General features: G+C 39.3%; 13 protein-coding genes. 6 read left to right on the forward strand and 7 right to left on the reverse strand.

Annotation, left to right across the window (positions count from 1 at the left end; genetic code table 11):
* The first annotated feature begins 1070 nt into the window (after positions 1-1070).
* Genes ABD676_RS05720 through ABD676_RS05735 form a run of 4 tightly spaced genes read left to right on the forward strand, consistent with a single transcriptional unit; the run spans position 1071 to position 8540 of the window.
* A complete protein-coding gene (locus ABD676_RS05720) occupies positions 1071-2213 on the forward strand; it encodes an Sb-PDE family phosphodiesterase (RefSeq protein WP_344673633.1) in 1143 nt (380 codons plus the stop codon).
* 20 nt (positions 2214-2233) lie between these two features.
* Positions 2234-5467, forward strand: a complete 3234-nt coding sequence (locus tag ABD676_RS05725) for a SusC/RagA family TonB-linked outer membrane protein (protein ID WP_344673634.1) — start codon at positions 2234-2236, stop codon at positions 5465-5467.
* Between the two features lie 11 nt (positions 5468-5478).
* Positions 5479-6999, forward strand: coding sequence for a SusD/RagB family nutrient-binding outer membrane lipoprotein (locus ABD676_RS05730; RefSeq protein ID WP_344673635.1), 1521 nt, complete (start codon positions 5479-5481; stop codon positions 6997-6999).
* A gap of 17 nt (positions 7000-7016) precedes the next feature.
* Positions 7017-8540: a DUF5689 domain-containing protein gene (locus ABD676_RS05735; RefSeq protein ID WP_344673636.1), complete on the forward strand. Its 1524-nt coding sequence runs from the start codon at positions 7017-7019 to the stop codon at positions 8538-8540.
* Between the two features lie 628 nt (positions 8541-9168).
* Here ABD676_RS05735 and ABD676_RS05740 read toward each other — a convergent pair.
* From ABD676_RS05740 to ubiE, 4 genes are read right to left on the reverse strand one after another with little or no spacing between them, the layout of a single operon-like run.
* Complete coding sequence (locus ABD676_RS05740) at positions 9169-9621, reverse strand: GNAT family N-acetyltransferase (protein WP_344673637.1); 453 nt, start codon at positions 9619-9621, stop codon at positions 9169-9171.
* Positions 9622-9631: 10 nt separating this feature from the next.
* Positions 9632-10087 (reverse strand): GatB/YqeY domain-containing protein, encoded by a 456-nt coding sequence (locus tag ABD676_RS05745; RefSeq protein WP_344673638.1) that lies wholly within the window; start codon positions 10085-10087, stop codon positions 9632-9634.
* A 14-nt stretch (positions 10088-10101) separates the two neighbouring features.
* Entirely contained in the window at positions 10102-10863 is a 762-nt protein-coding gene (locus tag ABD676_RS05750; RefSeq protein ID WP_344673639.1) for an SDR family NAD(P)-dependent oxidoreductase, read from the reverse strand.
* Positions 10864-10902: 39 nt separating this feature from the next.
* A complete protein-coding gene (ubiE, locus tag ABD676_RS05755) occupies positions 10903-11640 on the reverse strand; it encodes a bifunctional demethylmenaquinone methyltransferase/2-methoxy-6-polyprenyl-1,4-benzoquinol methylase UbiE (RefSeq protein WP_344673640.1) in 738 nt (245 codons plus the stop codon).
* Between the two features lie 404 nt (positions 11641-12044).
* Between ubiE and dnaB the strand changes: the two genes are divergently transcribed.
* Positions 12045-13631 carry a replicative DNA helicase gene (gene dnaB, locus ABD676_RS05760; protein ID WP_344673641.1) on the forward strand — a complete coding sequence of 529 codons (1587 nt, stop codon included), beginning with the start codon at positions 12045-12047 and terminating at the stop codon, positions 13629-13631.
* A gap of 318 nt (positions 13632-13949) precedes the next feature.
* Here the strand turns inward: dnaB and ABD676_RS05765 are convergent, their stop codons facing one another.
* From ABD676_RS05765 to ABD676_RS05775, 3 genes are all read right to left on the reverse strand, one after another.
* Positions 13950-14561, reverse strand: coding sequence for an OmpA family protein (locus ABD676_RS05765; RefSeq protein WP_344673642.1), 612 nt, complete (start codon positions 14559-14561; stop codon positions 13950-13952).
* 2 nt (positions 14562-14563) lie between these two features.
* Entirely contained in the window at positions 14564-15112 is a 549-nt protein-coding gene (locus tag ABD676_RS05770) for a hypothetical protein (RefSeq protein WP_344673643.1), read from the reverse strand.
* Between the two features lie 98 nt (positions 15113-15210).
* Entirely contained in the window at positions 15211-15891 is a 681-nt protein-coding gene (locus tag ABD676_RS05775; RefSeq protein WP_344673644.1) for a M15 family metallopeptidase, read from the reverse strand.
* Positions 15892-16114: 223 nt separating this feature from the next.
* On the opposite strand from ABD676_RS05775, the gene ABD676_RS05780 reads away from it, so the two are divergent.
* Positions 16115-18391 (forward strand): ATP-dependent helicase, encoded by a 2277-nt coding sequence (locus ABD676_RS05780; RefSeq protein ID WP_344673645.1) that lies wholly within the window; start codon positions 16115-16117, stop codon positions 18389-18391.
* The last annotated feature ends 10 nt before the right edge of the window (positions 18392-18401 follow it).

Raw genomic sequence — 18401 nt, forward strand, 5'->3', positions numbered from 1 at the left:
CAGATTTTAGACTTATTGGCGGGATTGAATTTATTGAATTTTGTATAACGGTCGAAGCATGCTTCGACCTTACAGTTATGTGGGTTAGGAACAATTAAATCACGATTGTTTGTAGGGGCGATGCATGCATCGCCCGCTAATTAAATTTACATTCACCATTTCCAACTCAGAGCGAAGCGAAGAGTCTCACTCACCCTCCCTATGACTCGTCATCTTCCATCAAAGGTGGAAGATCTTTAAACTATGCAAATCAGAAATAGTTAATTTATTGGATGATGGATTTTGAAACGGTCGAAGCATGCTTCGACCCTACAGTTATGGTGGTTTGGAACAACAAAATCACGATTGTTTGTAGGGGCGATGCATGCATCGCCCGCTAATTAAATTTATATCTTCCATTTACAAACAGAACGAAGTGAAGAGTCTCACTCACCCTCCCCATGACTCGTCATCGAAGCTAGCTGAGTGATCTTCTAACTATGCAAATCAGATAAAGAAAATAAGTTGAAATAGATTTTTGCAATGGGCAGTCGAAGCAGGCTTTGACCCTACAGTTATTGGGGTAGGAACTATAAAATCACGATTGTTTGTTGGGGCGATGCATGCATCGCTCGCTAAATAATAAATTCTTAAATCCACAAGTTTAGTATCGGTCTATGCTTTAGACCAAAGACAGCAGACCTCCAGGTAAATTATCCTCCTGCCGATAACAACTCTCCTAGATTTTACTTGTATTATTCAACCTCATGATACAATCCCCTATTCACTTAATGATTTCTTAACATTGGATTTTCTTAATCAAGGTAATTTTCTAGTTGAATCTGTTTTAACCAACGGTGTGTGATTATGTTGTTTGGGTTATTAATTATTTTCTTTTTTGCGTTTTGTAGCATGTTTACCTTTTATGCTAGTTTATTTGTTTTGCTTTATAATTTCTGTTTTAACAAAGAGTTTTTAAGAGTTTTTTATTTAAATAGCTTTTAAAATGTTAAATCTTATCAATTATGCAATAATTTGTTAACATAAAATTTATATCTTGAATGTAGTTTTGTTCCATAATTTAAGAGACTATGAAGAAAGCTGCAATTATAACCTGTTTTGTTTTAGGCGTAAGTACCTTATACGGTCAAACCGAGGAAACTGTAATTCGATTAGACGAATTTAAATTACCTAGTAAGCGTAACATCATACATATACCGAATGTCAATGGGCATCAGGTATTGAAATGTGATTTTCATATGCATACGGTATTTTCTGATGGTCATGTATGGCCAAATGTACGTGTCCAGGAGGCTTGGCAGGAGGGGCTTGATGCCATATCCTTAACTGAGCATATGGAATATCAGCCGAATAAGGACAATGTATCAACCGATCATAACCGCTCTTATGAATTAGCAGTAAACCTAGCTAAGGAAAATAATCTTTTATTGATTAAAGGAACTGAGGTTACCCGTAATACACCTCCGGGGCATTTTAATGCTTTATTTATTGGGGATGCCAATAAATATGTCGATGTGCGTGACGAGAATCTGGATCAGGAGTCCTTGGATCGTGTTAACAAGGATGGGGCATTTGTATTCTGGAATCACCCGGGATGGAAGGCTTCCCAAATCAAAGGTTCCTACGAGTGGTTGCCTTTTATAGAGAAGCAATATCAAGAAAAAAAGATACAAGGCATCGAGGTGGTTAATGGATTAGGTTTTCATTCTAAAGCTTTGGACTGGGGGTTAGATCGAAACTTAACCATTATTGGAAATACCGATATGCACAACCTTATGGCGCATAGTTATGATTTGGGACGTAATGGTGTGCATCGCACCATGACCTTGGTTATGGCTAAAGAGCGTAGTCCAGAGGGAATTCGTGAAGCATTGAACAGCGGTAGAACCGTAGCTTGGTCCAGTAAATACTTATTTGGTAAAGAAGAGCATATTAAAGCAATCTATGATGCATGTGTAAGCTTGAGCCCAGTTTATCATGAGAAATCTAATGCTAAGGGTGCCGTGACCAAATATTATGAGATTCGTAATAATTCGGATTTATATTTTGAATTGAAACTAAAAGAAGGAAAAGGGACGAAGAGCATTATTCTTTATCCGGAGTCCGCACAGATACTTACAACAGATGCGAAGCAAAAAGCGTTGACTTATGAGGTCGTATCAACCTATATCCGTAGTGATAAACACCTATCAGTAACTATTAATTTAAACTAACAAACCTAAACAGATTATTCATGAGTCGATCGAAGAAGATGAGCAGAGTTGGCCTACTCTTATTGCTGGGGCTAACCTGTACGGCAGAATTTCCGTTACACGCTGCTTCCGAGCCGCTAAAGGGGCAATTCGCACAAGAGTTGATCAATGTCCGGATTACGGTATTGGATCAACAATCTGGCAAAGCGTTGGACGGGGTTAGCGTTGTGGCGAATAACCGTGCAATAGGCGTGACCAACAGCCAAGGAGAATTTCGTGGTTCGGTCGTTAAAGGGACAACCTTAGTGTTGAAACTTATCGGGTATAACCAAACCAGCATTAAAGTAGAAAAGGACACTTATTCTATTCGGATGGGTACTTCTGATGAGGCTATCGAAGAAGTAGTTGTTACGGCATTGGGGATTAAGCGTGAAGAGCAGGCCTTAGGTTATGCTGCTAGCACCGTGAAAGGAGAGCAGTTGACAGAAGCCTTGTCGAACAACTGGATGGATGCCTTGTCAGGAAAAGTCGCAGGGGTAAACCTTATGCGCTCAAATGCAGGACCTGTAGGATCGACCAAAATAATTCTACGTGGTGAAAATAACCTGACTGGTGAAAATGAAGCATTGATCGTAGTTGATGGGGTAATTGTAAATGGTGGTTCCGGTCGACGTTCTGCCCTAGGTTCTGATTCACCTTATGGTACTGGATCGGATAATATGCCGGTGGATTATGGTTCAGGTATGGATGATATCAATCCCGAGGATATTGAGAGTATTACAGTATTAAAGGGGCCTGGTGCGGCAGCATTATATGGTTCCCGTGGTGCTAATGGTGCCGTAATTATAACTACTAAATCAGGTTCTCAAAAATCAAAAGGAATCGGTATTACAGTAAATTCCAATGCATCTTTTGAAAGCATGAACCGTTCGCCAGAATTGCAGTACCAATATGGCCAGGGATTGGATGGATCGGCACATTATTCTTTTGGAACATCGGTGGACGGCCCAAGTACCAGTGGTACGAGTTCGGCTTATGGTCCTAAATTCGATGGTCAGGAATTCTTTCAATACGATCCTTTATTGCAAAAAGTAGGGGATAAGCGTGCGCCATGGCGTGCCTATGATGGTAAAGACGGCGTGAATGGTTTCTTTGATGTTGGCCGAACATTTACCAACTCTGTTTCTATTGATGGAAGTACCGATAAAACAACCGCAAGATTCTCCTTTTCGAATGTGCAGAACAAATGGATTGTGCCGAATACCGGATACAAAAGAAATTCCATTGCGCTTTCCGTAAATTCAAAAGTCAGTGATAAATTAACCATCAATTCCAAGGTTAATTACAATAATAGATCCTCTGATAACTTACCCGGTTCGGGATATGGTAACCAGTCCTTGATGTATTGGTATATATTCTGGCAACCAAGTGCGGATATTAATTGGTTGAGGGAATATTGGGTTAGAGGTCAGGAGGATAAAAAGATATTCTATCCGTTCAGTACCTATCCGGAGAATCCATATGCTATTTCTTATGAGTTTATCAATGCGAATAATCGCCATGTGATCAACGGAAATGCGCAAGCTTCCTATCAGTTTTCAAAGAAACTGAAAGCACATGTTCGTGCAGCAATGGATTTAGGAATTGAAGATAGAAATCAAAACAGACCATTTGATGCTGGTTCGAAATTAAACGAAGGGTCATATCGTAGTCAGTCTATATTCTCCAAAGAGACAAACTTAGATTTCTTGATCAGTTATAACGATAAAATCAATGATGATTTTGAATATTCGGTAACTGGAGGTGGAAATACCTTGAGAAATGAATACAGAAGAGACGAAATGGCTTCTGATGGTTTGTTTTATCCTGGTGTGTATAACCACAACAATTCCAAATATGGAGTTAAAAACAGACAGATCATTGAGCGTTATGAAATCAATAGTTTTTATGGGCTTGCTACCACTTCTTACAAGGATTTCTTATTCTTGGATGCTACCTTTAGGGTAGACTGGTCGAGTACATTGGCATCGCCAATGCGTGCGAAAACCGACCCATATTTCTACCCTTCTATAAATGGTAGTTTTGTATTCTCCAAACTTTGGGATTTACCAGAATTTTTCAGCTTCGGTAAATTTAGAGCCTCCTATGCAGGTACTGGTTCAGGTGTGCAAAAACCATATCAAACAGACAATTATTACGAAAATCCGAATCCATTGTTAGGCGGAGCATTAGCGAATTCATCAACCTTATCCAATCCGTTTATTCAACCCTTAAGTACCTCTTCTTTGGAGTTTGGTACAGATTTGAGATTCTACAAGAATCGTTTTAAGTTGGATGTAACCTGGTATAAGGGGAATTCGAGAAACCAGCATTTATACCGTCAGGTTGATCCAGCATCAGGAGCTAGTCGGTTCTTAGTGAATTTTGGTGAGGTTCAGAATTCGGGAGTAGAAATCGGAATAAACACAGATAACATTAAGAAGAAGGATGGCTTTACATGGTCTACCTTGGCAACTTATACCGGAAATAGAAATACCATCAAACAATTGACTGATAGTTCTATCGTATTACAGCAACGTTCTGTAGGTTCGGGCCAAATTGTTGGTTTGGTTGGCGGAAGTTTAGGTGATCTTTATGGTATAGGCTATTTACGTTCTCCAGATGGACAGGTGATCTATGATGAAACAACTGGTTATGCTAAGCTATCCAATAGTGTTGTCTATTTAGGAAATACCATTCCAAAAGGGAAAGCGAGTTTAGGGAATAACTTTAGCTATAAAAATATTCGCTTAAACCTCTTGTTTGATGCACAATGGGGCGGAGTAGGGCATTCATTGACACATTATAAATTAGCGGAACAAGGTAAAACTGTCAATACCCTTCCAGGTCGATACAGCAGTATTATCGGTAATGGTGTCATTCAGAATGCTGATGGTACATTCCGTAAGAATGATGTTATTGCGAAGAACATTGATGAATATTACCGTTCGCATTTTGGACAAGATAATGCCGAGGGAAGTACCTTCCGTACGGATTTCATAAAATTCCGTGAAGCGCGTATAGATTATTCCTTGAATAAGAACATTACGGATCGTTTAGGAATAAATCGTGCTACCATTGGTGTTTATGGACGTGATTTGTTTATCTGGACAAAATGGCCAGCCTTTGACCCCGAATTTGGAACATTGGACGGCGGTGATATTGTTAAAGGATTTGAGATTGCGCAATTCCCATCGACAAGGACATTTGGATTTAACTTAATTGTAGGATTCTAAATTAGGAAATCATGAAATTGAAAACGAAAATATTTGTGGGATTGCTAGCCATGATTAGCCTAGGGTCCTGTAATAAAGGGTTCTTGGAGTTAAATACAGATCCCACCAAAACAAAGGATGCTTATCCACAACAATTGATGTCGAATGCCCTCATTCAATCGACTTCAATCAACATGAACAGAAATCGAGGTTTTAATAATGAATTGATGCAGGTTTCGGTTTCTATAGGGGATGGTGAATATAAAGTGTTCCGTTATGACTTCAGAAGAAGTTGGTCGGATTACCTATGGAGTGGACACTTTCTGAATATGGCAAACTACAAGGATATGTATAAGAAGGCACTTACAGAGGTTGCTTTTAATACTTCCTACCAAGGGATTTCCATGATTCTTCAAGCTTGGACCAATTCTATCCTGACAGATACCTATGGCGATGTACCATATTCACAAGCGACTTTAGGTCGTGACTCCTTATTGTTTGAACCTAAGTTCGACAGACAACAGGATATCTATATGGACATGTTGCATAAATTGGATTCTGCAAATACCCTATTAAAAGTTAATACTTCAATCGACCCATTGCACGATCCTGTTTATAAAGGGGTTACTGCTAACTGGCGTAAGTTTGGAAATTCCTTGTACCTACGTTTGCTATTACGAGTAGCACACAAAGCAGAAACTAAGGATTACGCACAAGCAAAAATCAAGGAAATTTTAGAGACCAATAAGTCGAATTATCCTATTATCTCCAATAATGAGGAGTCGGCTATATTACGTTGGACAGGAGAAGGGGCCTATATTTCGCCATTTATGACCACACGTGTTCAGGATTTCCGTGCTACTGCTTTAGCCAAATTCTTTATCGATTTCCTACGTGATTCCAATGACCCACGTCTTAATATTCCGGAATATGGTACTAATGGAATTAACCGGTGGGGAATAGCGCCAGTTTCGGGGAATTTTGAAGGTGTTCCAAGTGGTTATGCAGCAGGGAATGAAGATTATTCGAAAATGTCTTATTTCTATTCTGCCGATCAAAATGCCGGTGTAAATAGTATGCAAAAGGAACCAATGACTGGTATGATCATGAACTTTGCCGAGGTGGAGTTTATTAAAGCAGAGGCTATGTTGAAAGGGTATATCAGTGGAGATCCATCTGTTCCATTTTATTCTGGTGCGGAGAGTTCCATTAAATTATGGATTCCAACTTGGCCAGGGGTTATTAAAGATCATTTGGCAGCTTCAGATATCGACTGGGATAATAACGATACATTCGAGGGTAAAATGGAGCGTATTCATAAACAGAAATATTTTGCTTTATTCTTGGTTGACCTTCAACAATGGTTTGAGTATCGTCGTACGGGACACCCGGTATTGCCAAAAGGGGACGGATTAAAGAACAATGGGGAAATGCCTGCGCGTATGCAGTACCCTGTTTATGTACAATCATCCAATCCGACCAGTTACAAGGATGCGGTTGCTCAACAGGGACCAGATGCAATTAACACGAAAATGTGGTGGCAGAAGCCTTAATTTAAGATTTTACAGCAATGAAAAATAAATTTATAAAATGGTTTGGATTCGCTTTGTTGTTAGCTACAGTAGCTGGCTGTGCAGAGTCCAATTACCCTGGTGGAGAGATAAGTCCTTACATCGGTATTTATGATGTTCGTAATTTATATAAAGGTTCAGCAGTAAACCTGAATCTTGAGACTTTGGAAGGATCAAGTAACTTATCAGCAACGGTGATTTCGGATCACTCCGGCGGTAATTTACCTGCAGGGATGCTATTTGTACAAGATGCTAGACGATTAGGGTTTCTTCGTGGATTAGCTATTCCAGTAGGTGATATAGCTAAGGATTTTAAACCAGGCGATTCTGTTTTGATAAACATTGAAGGAACGGTTCTTAACCGCGTTGATGATATCCTTCAAATACAAAATGTCACCAAGGAAAAGATTACCAAGGTTGCCTCCCAACGTCCGATTTATGCCACATTAACCAATTCGGCAAAGATCGCTGCAAAACCGTATGACTACGAAAGTACATTGGTAGCTATTGTAAAGGGTGGGTTTGAATATACTCCTGAGCCAGGACAGGTAATTTCAGGTGATCAGACAATCAATGATGGTTTTGGAACTATAACGGTAAAGACAGAGGCAAGCTCTTCTTTAGCAAATCTTCCACAATATACCATGGCGAATTATTATGGTATTGTCTTTACACAAACACAGACCGATACAGTTCTAGCCTATCAACGCCTTCGTGTACCAAGTGATTTAGTGGAATTGAAATCCGTTTATAAGGTGCCAAAGATTATTATCACTGGTTGGAATAATGATCCGAAAGGTTCTGATTCCAATCATGAGTATATGCAGTTCATGGCGACAGAGGATATTGATTTCGCCCAAACGCCATTCTCTGTAGTTACGACTAACAATGCGAATGCTTCTACACCAACAGGTTTCCCGCAGAAAGGATGGGCAACTGGAGGTATCCGTACTTATAAAATTAATTTAACAAAAGGTACAGCTAAAAAAGGAACACTTTTTTATGTGGGGGGATCGAATGGATTAATTCTTAGTACCGGATCGACGAGCATTAAACATGCAAATTGGATTGCTGCATATAACTATGCTTCCAATGATGGACAAGGTTTTGGAACCAAGAGTGCCAACTTATTGGCTAATAGTGGTAATGCTTATGGTATTGCAGTTTTCCAAGGTACCGATGTGACCGAAAAATCCATTCCTGAGGATGTGATATTCGTGGCAACTGGTGGTTCCTTAGTAGGGAATGGTTTTGGATACCGTATCGCGAATACAGACTTCTACGATATCATTAATCCGATTACCTTAAAAGAACAGCCTTTCTACCGTTCAGGAACTAATACCAATAATATTACTTACAATACACCATCGGATGCTGGTCTCTTTAACTACATGGGTGGCGAATATAACATCAAGCTGAAGCGATGGACTAAAGCTCGTGTTAAGAATGCTTACCAGCTTCAAAAAGAGTCAACACTGGAAGAGATTGAAAATCCAGAGTTCACCACCAAGCTGGTACAATAACCTGCACTATTGTTAATATTATATATGAAAGGGCATCCGTATTGGGTGCCTTTTTTTTAGTATTTAGTATTAAGTATTTAGTATTTAGACCGTTGTTTGCTAATGATAGGGGTGTGAGATTTGAGATTGAAAGGGTGTTAAAGAGAAAGGTAGTGTTTGAATTTTTAGTGATTTGAGATATGAGAATAGAAATAGAAAGAGGGACTATTTACAACTCCGAGCGAAGCGAAGAGTCTGAGCCCTACGGGCGGTATTTAGTATTAAGTAGTTGGTATTTAGATCGTTGTTTGCTAATGATAGGGGTGTGAGATTTGAGATAGAAAGGGTGTTAAAGAGAAAGATAATGTTTGAATTTTTAGTGATTTGAGATATGAGAATAGAAATAGAAAGAGGGACTATTTATAACTCAGAGCGAAGCGAAGAGTCTGAGCCCTACGGGCGGTATTTAGTATAAAGTAATTAGTAGTTAGACCCGTGATGTGATAAAGATAGGGGTAGTTCACAGTTAGTTTTATCAAGTTTATTAAAACAACTTATACCCAAAATAATATCTCATATCTAATAGCGCAGCGGTCTCACATCTCACATCTATTAACCTTTCAACGGTCTAAATACTAAATACTAACTACTAAATACTACCATAGTATGTCATCTCCAAATGGGGGATATCATCTTCTAAGTAAGGATCGCTTTCGGTTTTGAAGCCGAGGTTATTGTAGAATTTTTCGAGGTATTGTTGTCCGGAGATGCGGATTGGGTAGTCTGGGTAATCCGCTAAAAGGGATTTCATGGATTGTTCCATGATTAGTTTTCCGTAGTCGAGGCCACGGTAATCGGGATGTACGGCTACTCTTCCGATGGAGCTGCAGCCAGGGTAAGAGATCTCTGGTGGGAGTATGCGGGTATAGGCCACACATTTTTCACCTTCTAAGGCAAAGACGTGCTTGGCAAATAAGTCTTTATTATCGCAATCCCGGTAAAGGCAGGTTTGTTCCAGGGCGAAGACCTCTTCTCGGAGCTGTAGAATTCGATACAATTCCAAAGGGCTTAATTCGTCGAATGATTTAACCTGCCATTCCATATTGAATATTTTAATTGTTGCTTAATAATGCTTTTACAACTTCTGAGATGGTTCTGCCATCTGCTTTTCCTGCTAATTGTTGGTTAGCAGCCCCCATTACCTTACCCATATCTTTGATTGAGCTTGCGCCAGTAGAAGCAATAATTCCTTTGATTGCTTCTTCAATTTCAGCACGGTCTAATTGCTTTGGAAGATAAGCTTCAATGACTTCTTGTTCTTCCACTTCAATTTGATAAAGATCTTTGCGTCCTTGCTGTTGGTAGATTTCAGCGGACTCTTTACGTTGTTTAACCAGTTTCTGTAGTACCTTGATTTCGGTATCTTCAGTCATTTCTTCAACTTGACCTTTTTCTGTTTTTGCTAAAAGGATTGCTGCTTTGATGGCTCTTAAACCTCTTAAACGAACATTATCTTTCGCGATCATTGCCACTTTAATATCTTGGTTGATTTGTGTTTCTAATGACATGCTATTCTTATCTATTAATTTCTATTGATTATTGTTCCATTTGCTTGAACCGTCGGCATCACCAAAATGTCATTGATATTGACATGTTTCGGTCTGGAAAGAACGAAAGATACAATATCAGCAATGTCCTTTCCTGAGAGAGGTGTCAAACCTTGATATACAGCTTTTGCGCGATCCTTGTCTCCATGAAAACGAACTTCGGAGAATTCTGTTTCAACCATTCCCGGATTTATTGCTGTAACTTTTATTCCTTTCTGCAATAAATCAATGCGCATGGCTTTATTTAAGGCATCTACGGCGTGTTTGGTGGCGCAGTAGACATTTCCATTCGGATAGACTTCTTTGCCCGCAATGGAGCCTAGATTGATGATGTGGGCATGCTCACTAGCCGCCATCATTGGGACTACATACTTGGTTACATAAAGTAGACCTTTCACATTGGTATCAATCATTCGATCCCAATCGCCAATATCACCATCTTGAATTGGATCAAGACCTTGGCTAAGTCCTGCGTTATTGATTAGGATATCCACCTGTTTCCATTCTGCTGGTAGATTACCTAAAGTTGTTTCCACCTCATCCGCATTGCGTACATCCAATTTGAAGGTATGTACTTCGGTTTGTGGATTTATGTGTTTTATTTTTTGCGTCAGTTCATCAAGTTTCTCGACTCTTCTGGCGCATAACAGTAAGCGGAAGTTTTGTTCGCTTGCCAATTCCAAGGCACAAGCTTCACCAATTCCTGAACTTGCACCTGTAATTAAAACTGTTCTCATGTTATTGTGGTTTATGCTAATCTAAATTTGAAAAGCGCATTATTTCTGGCACTCATAAATGGTGCTGAATCCGAAAGTCTGCGGACGTACCTTGCAGCTTTGGAAACCAACAGTCTTACAGATTGCGGCGAATCGTTCTCCATCAGGGAATTTAGCCACAGATTCTGGAAGATATTCATAGGCTCTATTGTCCTTTGAGATCAATTTACCCATAGCAGGAGTGACCTTATGGAAATAGAATTGAAATAATTGCTTAATCGGAAATGCAGTAGGATTGGAAAGTTCCAAGATTATTGCTTTACCTCCGGGTTTTAATACGCGACGAATATCGCTTAAGCCTTGCTCTAGATTTTCAAAATTACGAACCCCGAAAGCAACGGTTACTGCATCAAAGGTTTCATCCTCAAAAGGTAATTTTTCAGAATCGCCTAAGCATACTTCAAATTGATGCTCCAATCCTTTTTTCTTAATCTTTTCCTTGGCAACATCTAACATTCCTTGGGAAATGTCTACACCAATGATTTTCTTAGGATTTAGAATGCGAATAGCATCTAGCGCAAAATCACCAGTGCCGGTTGCTACATCTAAGATCATTTGTGGGTGAATGCTTTTAAGGGATTTGATGGCTTTTTTACGCCATATCGTATCAATCCCCATAGTCATAAAGCGATTTAATAAATCATAAGTCTTCGAAATGTTGTTAAACATATCGGCCACTTGTTCCTTTTTACCGCCTTCGGGATTGTAAGGTTTTACTGTAGATGCATCGTTTGACATGACACAAAGATACAACAAAGTATAGAGAAAATATTCTTCTAACACCGACAGTTTTAAACAGTTGCAAGAATTGAAATTACTTAACTCCTTGACAATGAATTTGAAGTAGAAATCTTTCCTAATTAAGCCTGTGTAAGGTTTAGCTGTTTTAGGTTCTTAACAATGCTTTATCTTATTAACATTTATCTAAGTTACTGATAATGAGTGGTGACAAAAACTTACCAACAGCTTACTAACAATGGTTGTGGAATACTAGGGCTTGAATTTCAATCAGTATTGTATGATTGTTGCTGCACCTAAATAGGCTGTTCAAAACTTTGGTTATAGGGGAGTTTTATTTTCCTTACATTTGTTACCCTATCATTGAAAACTTAATGATCAAGCCGTAATAAAATAAAATTGAGATGTCAGAAAACGAATTCACAAGTAACCAGTCAGGTCAGACCAATCGTCCAAATTTCAAGCAGAAGCGGACAGGTGTGAGCAATCTGATTAGTGGTTTGGGTAAGATCCCTCCTCAAGCTTTGGATTTAGAAGAAGCTGTGTTGGGAGCCTTGATGCTGGAAAAGAATGCCTTAAGTGAAGTTATTGACATTCTAAAGCCAGAGTCATTCTATAAAGAGGCGCATCAAAAGATTTTTCAGGCCATCTATAACCTGTTTCAAAAAACCTCACCAATCGATATCTTAACTGTTATTGCAGAGCTTCGTGGTATGGGGGCATTGGAAATGGTAGGTGGTGCTTATTACATTACGCAATTAACAGACCGTGTGGTTTCAGCAGCAAATATTGAATACCATGCGCGTATTATTTCGCAGAAATATATTCAACGAGAATTGATTCAAGTGTCGACCGAGATTATCAATGCTTCTTATGATGAGACGAGTGATATCTTCGATTTGTTGGATCATGCGGAGAAATCCTTATTTGATATTGCGCAGAACAATTTACGACGTGATTCACGTAAGATGGATGATATTATGCGTGAGGCTATAACCAATTTAGAGTCTTTACGCGATCGTACCGACGGATTAACAGGTATCCCATCGGGTCTTACGGCATTAGACCGGATGACCTCAGGTTGGCAGCCTTCGGATTTGGTTATTATTGCGGCTCGTCCTGCAATGGGTAAGACGGCATTCGTATTATCTGTGGCTCGTAATGCAGCTGTAGATCACCAACGTGCTGTTGCTGTGTTCTCACTAGAGATGTCCTCGGTACAGTTAGTGAATCGTTTGATTGCTGGAGAGACAGAAATTGAGCAGGAAAAGCTTAAGAAAGGAAATCTTGCGGATCATGAATGGCAACAATTGCACTCTAGGATTGGACGATTAACTGAAGCGCCATTGATTATTGATGATACACCAGCATTGAACGTATTTGAATTCCGTGCGAAATGTAGACGTTTAAAAGCACAATACGATATACAAATGGTAATTGTCGATTACTTGCAGTTGATGCATGGTAAATCGGATGGAAAGGGTGGAGGAAACCGTGAGCAAGAGATCGGTAGTATTTCTCGTGCCTTGAAATCAGTTGCTAAGGAGTTGAATATTCCAGTATTGGCCTTGTCACAGTTGAGTCGTGCGGTGGAGTCACGTCCTGGAAACTCGAAGAGACCAATGTTATCCGATTTACGTGAATCGGGTTCTATTGAGCAGGATGCGGATATGGTATTGTTCCTGTATCGTCCAGAGTACTACGGATTGCTGGAAGATGAGGAAGGACGTTCAACCGTTGGAGTCGGGGAGGTCATCATTTCTAAACACCGTAATGGTGAAACAGGTATTGTTCCTCTACGTTTCGTGGGTAAATATGTGAAATTCGTCGATCTTGAAGATGACTTTTCCGGAATGGGAGGGGACAGCGGTGGAATGAATGATTTCGGAGCGCCTTCAGCAATGCAGCCATCCAGCAACTTTGGAGATTTCGGCGGTGGTATTACCATGCCTTCCAGAATGAACGATATGCCGGATGATGCGCCGTTTTAGGGGGGAGATGTGAGATATGAGATATTAGGGGGGATGGAAAATAGACGATAGACAATAGATATCAGACACCAGATATCAGACACCAGATTTTAGACACCGACAGAAAGGATAGTAATTAAGGTTTATAATCTTAGTTATTTACGATAAAAAAAAGCGTATCAAGTTTAAATTGATACGCTTTTTTGATTATTGAAATATCGAGTTTGATTAATATTCAACCCACACTAGATTTTTAGATAGACTTATTTTTTATTTGAAGATATACTATCTCATGTCTCCTATCTAATAGCGTAGCGGTCTCCAATCTCACTCATCGTCTCATTTAGATATACTGGAAGACCCTAGGTATTTCACCTCAACTCTGCGGTTTTTAGCTCGTCCTTCGGGGTTATCTTGGCCATTTGCTAGGCTATTCTCAGCTATGGGTTCCTTTTCACCCTTTCCTACAGCATAAATGTCGTTTTTCAAACCGTAGGCAACAAACCAGTCTCTGACCGCTTCAGCACGCTTTTGAGATAACTTAAGATTGTAGTCATCATTTCCTTTGGAGTCAGTATGTCCTGTTATTTCTACTCGTTCTTTACCGGCTTTTTGCAATTCTTCAGCAGCATGTTGAAGTGCTGTTTCCGCTTCTGGTTTAAGGGTTGCTTTATCGAAGTCGAAGAGTTGATCAGCTGCGAGTTGAATATCCACATTTAGTCCGCTTTGTTCAGCAGTTAATGAGCTTCCTTCAGATGTAAGGTTTCCTGACTCCGTGCTTACAGTTGAACTCGTAGTACGTAACGTGTCTGGTCCTGTTGGCTGTTTTTCTTCAACCTGTATATGCGTGCCTGAAGCCGAATCCTGGATTGGCTTTTCCTTAATTCCAGATTGGCAGCTCAAGAATAACAAACTGGATAAGGCAAAGTCGAAATGATGGAATCTTATCATCCTTATCTCGTTATTGGCATGCCATCAAAGCTTCCATATTTTCCAATCGATAAACTGATTGTTTTGCTATCTGCAGGAGGAGCAGCAAATTTTAAGTTCATCAGAATAGGATTATCATCTCCCGTCACTCGAAGTCGATCACCAAAAGAATTTACAGGGCTGAGCATTAATTTTCCAGCATCGTCTTTTAGGATGCTGTTTTTCTTAGCTGTGGCGTCATCGATGTAATAGATATCGCTGCCTGGAATATTGATATCAGCAAGTTTTTTCTCTGGATTTTGAATCACCAGGTCAATACTTAGAATGCTGCCTACGACATGAGCCTTAGTAACAGCAAGTGTTCCTTCGTCAACTTGTTTGCTAGCGATGGACGTAATTTGAGGAGCTGTTTCTTCTTTTACCGTTTCTTGAACAATTACCGTATCGGGCTGCGTAGAGACGACAACTGTGTCATTGTCACTCGTAGAATTGTCCTTGTTTTCGGTGTTGTTTGTACAGGATGCGCCTAATAATAAGGCTAATCCCACTAAAGGAATTAATTTTGAGTTCATAGGAGGTTATTTTAATTAACAATTTGTGTTAATACCAGAGCTTCAATTACTATACCAAAGTGGGATTTTAGCGAATTGCTTTTAGCAAAGTAAGGCGATTATTGTATAGGAAAGTCGAAGTAGTTGTCTTTAAAAGGTTCGTTTTTAAGCGTATAATGCCACCATTCTTCATCAATAGCCTTAAAACCATGTTTCTCCATAATGTTTTTTAGTTTCTTCCGATTAGCTTTCTGTTGTGTGCTGATACTTGGATAATTATGATGTGAGATCTCTCCAAAGTAATCGAAGTTACTACCCATATCCAATTCTTCTTTACTTTTTAGGTTAATGATGGTAAGGTCGATAGTGCTTCCACGGCTATGACCAGATTTCGCTGCGATATATCCCAATTTAAATAAATCTCTTTTATCAACATCAGGATAAAATTCAGCTTTATTTAATGTGTCGGCAATATCTTTTGCCCACGATTGAAAATGATCTACTGCACGCTGAGGACGGTATGCATCGAAAACCTTAAATCCCAAACCTTCTTTAAGAAGTTCATTTTGCGCCTGTAAAAGGGCGAAAGCAGCCTCTTTGCTGGCATATAATTTCTCTCGATCATACCCTTTAATAGGTCTACCTATAAAATTATGCTGTCCAAAATAACGTAGATCAATCACCAATTGTGGAATATAGGATGAGAGGTCAACAAAAGTGCTAGGTACATTTTGTTTAATACTGCATGATAACAGGAGGTATGTTAGGGGAATTAAGAATATAAAACGCAAAGATTTCATAGGTTTAGTCCATTTGATTCACTTAAAACTAAGCAAAACTTAAAAGAAATGTTAATGGATTGACATTATTTAAATAAATAATATTGCATAGAGTATGATAGGGGCAGAAAGGTGATTTCAATATAAGCATGCTGCCTATTAGCTGTTGTCTCCTACTGCTATTTTTATTATTTTTGGTCTCCCCAATAATAGAGGCATTACATAATTAAAATTAGGAGAGATTTTGGATTTTTTAGCAGGATTGAATCCATCCCAACGCGCAGCGGCAGAGCGGACTGAGGGTCCAGTAATGATTGTTGCTGGTGCGGGATCAGGAAAGACACGTGTTATTACCTACCGTGTGGCACACTTGATACAGAAGGGTGTAGATCCATTCAATATATTGGTTTTGACTTTTACCAATAAGGCAGCAAAGGAAATGCGCGAGCGTATTATGAAAGTAGTAGGATCTGAAGCCAAGAATATTTGGATGGGTACTTTTCACTCCATTTTTGCTCGTATTTTACGCGTGGAAGCAGAATTGATCGGCTATCCAAAGAACTTCACCATATACGATACAGATGATACAAAAAGTTTATTGCGTACAATCTTGAAAGAAATGGAGCTGGATGATAAACTATATAACGTGAATCATGTATATGGAAGGATTTCTTCTGCAAAGAACAACTTGATATCACCACAAGAATACAATAAAAATGAAGCTATCCTAGCTGAAGATAATTCGAATGGGAGAGGACAATTAGGACAGATCTATTTAACCTATGCCCAACGTTGTTATCGAGCAGGTGCAATGGATTTTGATGATTTATTGTTCAAGACCAATGTTTTGTTAAATAAATATCCAGAGGTGCTTTACAAGTATCAACATCAGTTTAAATACTTGATGGTAGATGAGTACCAGGATACTAACTTTTCACAGTACCTAATCGTAAAACGATTAGCTGCGGTGAATGAAAACATTTGTGTAGTGGGTGATGATGCGCAGAGTATTTATGCTTTTCGCGGAGCCAATATTCAGAATATTCTGAACTTCCAGAAGGACTATCCAGATGTGAAAATCTATAAATTGGAGCAGAATTATCGATCGACTAAAATGATCGTAAATGCTGCGAATAGCATTATTGCGAATAACAAAAACCAGCTGGAGAAAAATGTCTTTTCGGACAATGAGGATGGCGAAAAAATTAAGGTTAGCCGTGCATTCTCTGACAATGAAGAAGGAAAGATTACCGCTGAGGCCATTATACAAGAAAAGTCCTTAAAGGGATTGAATTATAAAGATTTTGCGATCTTATATCGTACGAATGCCCAATCGAGATCATTAGAGGAGGCTTTACGTAAATTAGGTGTTCCCTATAAGCTTTATGGGGGTACATCCTTCTACCAAAGAAAGGAAATCAAAGACTTAATTGCTTATTTCAGATTAACTTTCAATCCGAATGACGAAGAAGCTTTAAAACGGGTGATTAATTATCCACGTCGAGGAATTGGAGATACGACTGTTGACCGGATTATGGTAGCTGCCGATCAGAATCAATTGCGATTATGGGATGTTGTTGCTAATGCGCAGATGTTCCTAGATGGCCGCAGTGCTGGTTCGGTGACTAATTTCGGTATCATGGTACAAGGTTTTCAAGCAATGGCTAAAACCAATACCGCATTTGATACCGCGATGTATATTGCGCAGCATTCAGGAATTCTGAAAGATCTTTACGAAGATAAATCGGTAGAAGGGTTAGCACGCTATGAGAATATACAAGAGCTATTAAATGGTATCAAAGAGTTTTCGGAAAGAGAAGACTTGGAAGAAAAAGGATTAGATGTCTTTATGCAAGACATCGCATTGTTAACGAATGATGATAATGACAAAGATCCTAATGCAGATACGGTATCTTTAATGACAATTCACGCATCGAAGGGTTTGGAATTCCCTGTCGTGTTTATTGTTGGGCTGGAGGAGAATTTATTCCCTTCCCAGTTATCTTTAAATTCCAGGTCAGAATTGGAGGAGGAGCGTAGATTGTTCTATGTTGCAGTGACACGTGCCGAGAAAAAGTTACATTTGTCTTATGCGACATCGAGATATCGCTGGGGTACTTTGAATAATTGCGAACCTAGCAGATTCTTAGATGAATTGAATCCAGCTTGTTTGGATTTGGACTTCAAACCTCGGTCAACCCCATCTGGGAATGAGGATTTTGGTTCAGAGCGTGTAGCTTGGCAACGCAAGGAATCAGGTGATACTTTCTCTAAACCAAAGCCAAAACCGATGAAAACAACATCGATTTTACCTAAAGCTCACGTGCCGACTGCAGGATTTGCCCCATCAGACACGTCGGGCTTACAAGTAGGCATGGAAGTTGAGCATGAAAGGTTCGGATTTGGCAAGGTAATTAACCTAGAAGGCAATAAAGGAGATATTAAAGCAACTATTTTCTTCAAAGAGTTGGGACAGAAGCAATTGTTGCTTAAATTTGCTAAATTGAGAATTGTGGAGTAATCCCAAATAA

Origin of the sequence: Sphingobacterium kyonggiense (assembly GCF_039536825.1) — a bacterium.
Lineage (GTDB): Bacteria > Bacteroidota > Bacteroidia > Sphingobacteriales > Sphingobacteriaceae > Sphingobacterium > Sphingobacterium kyonggiense.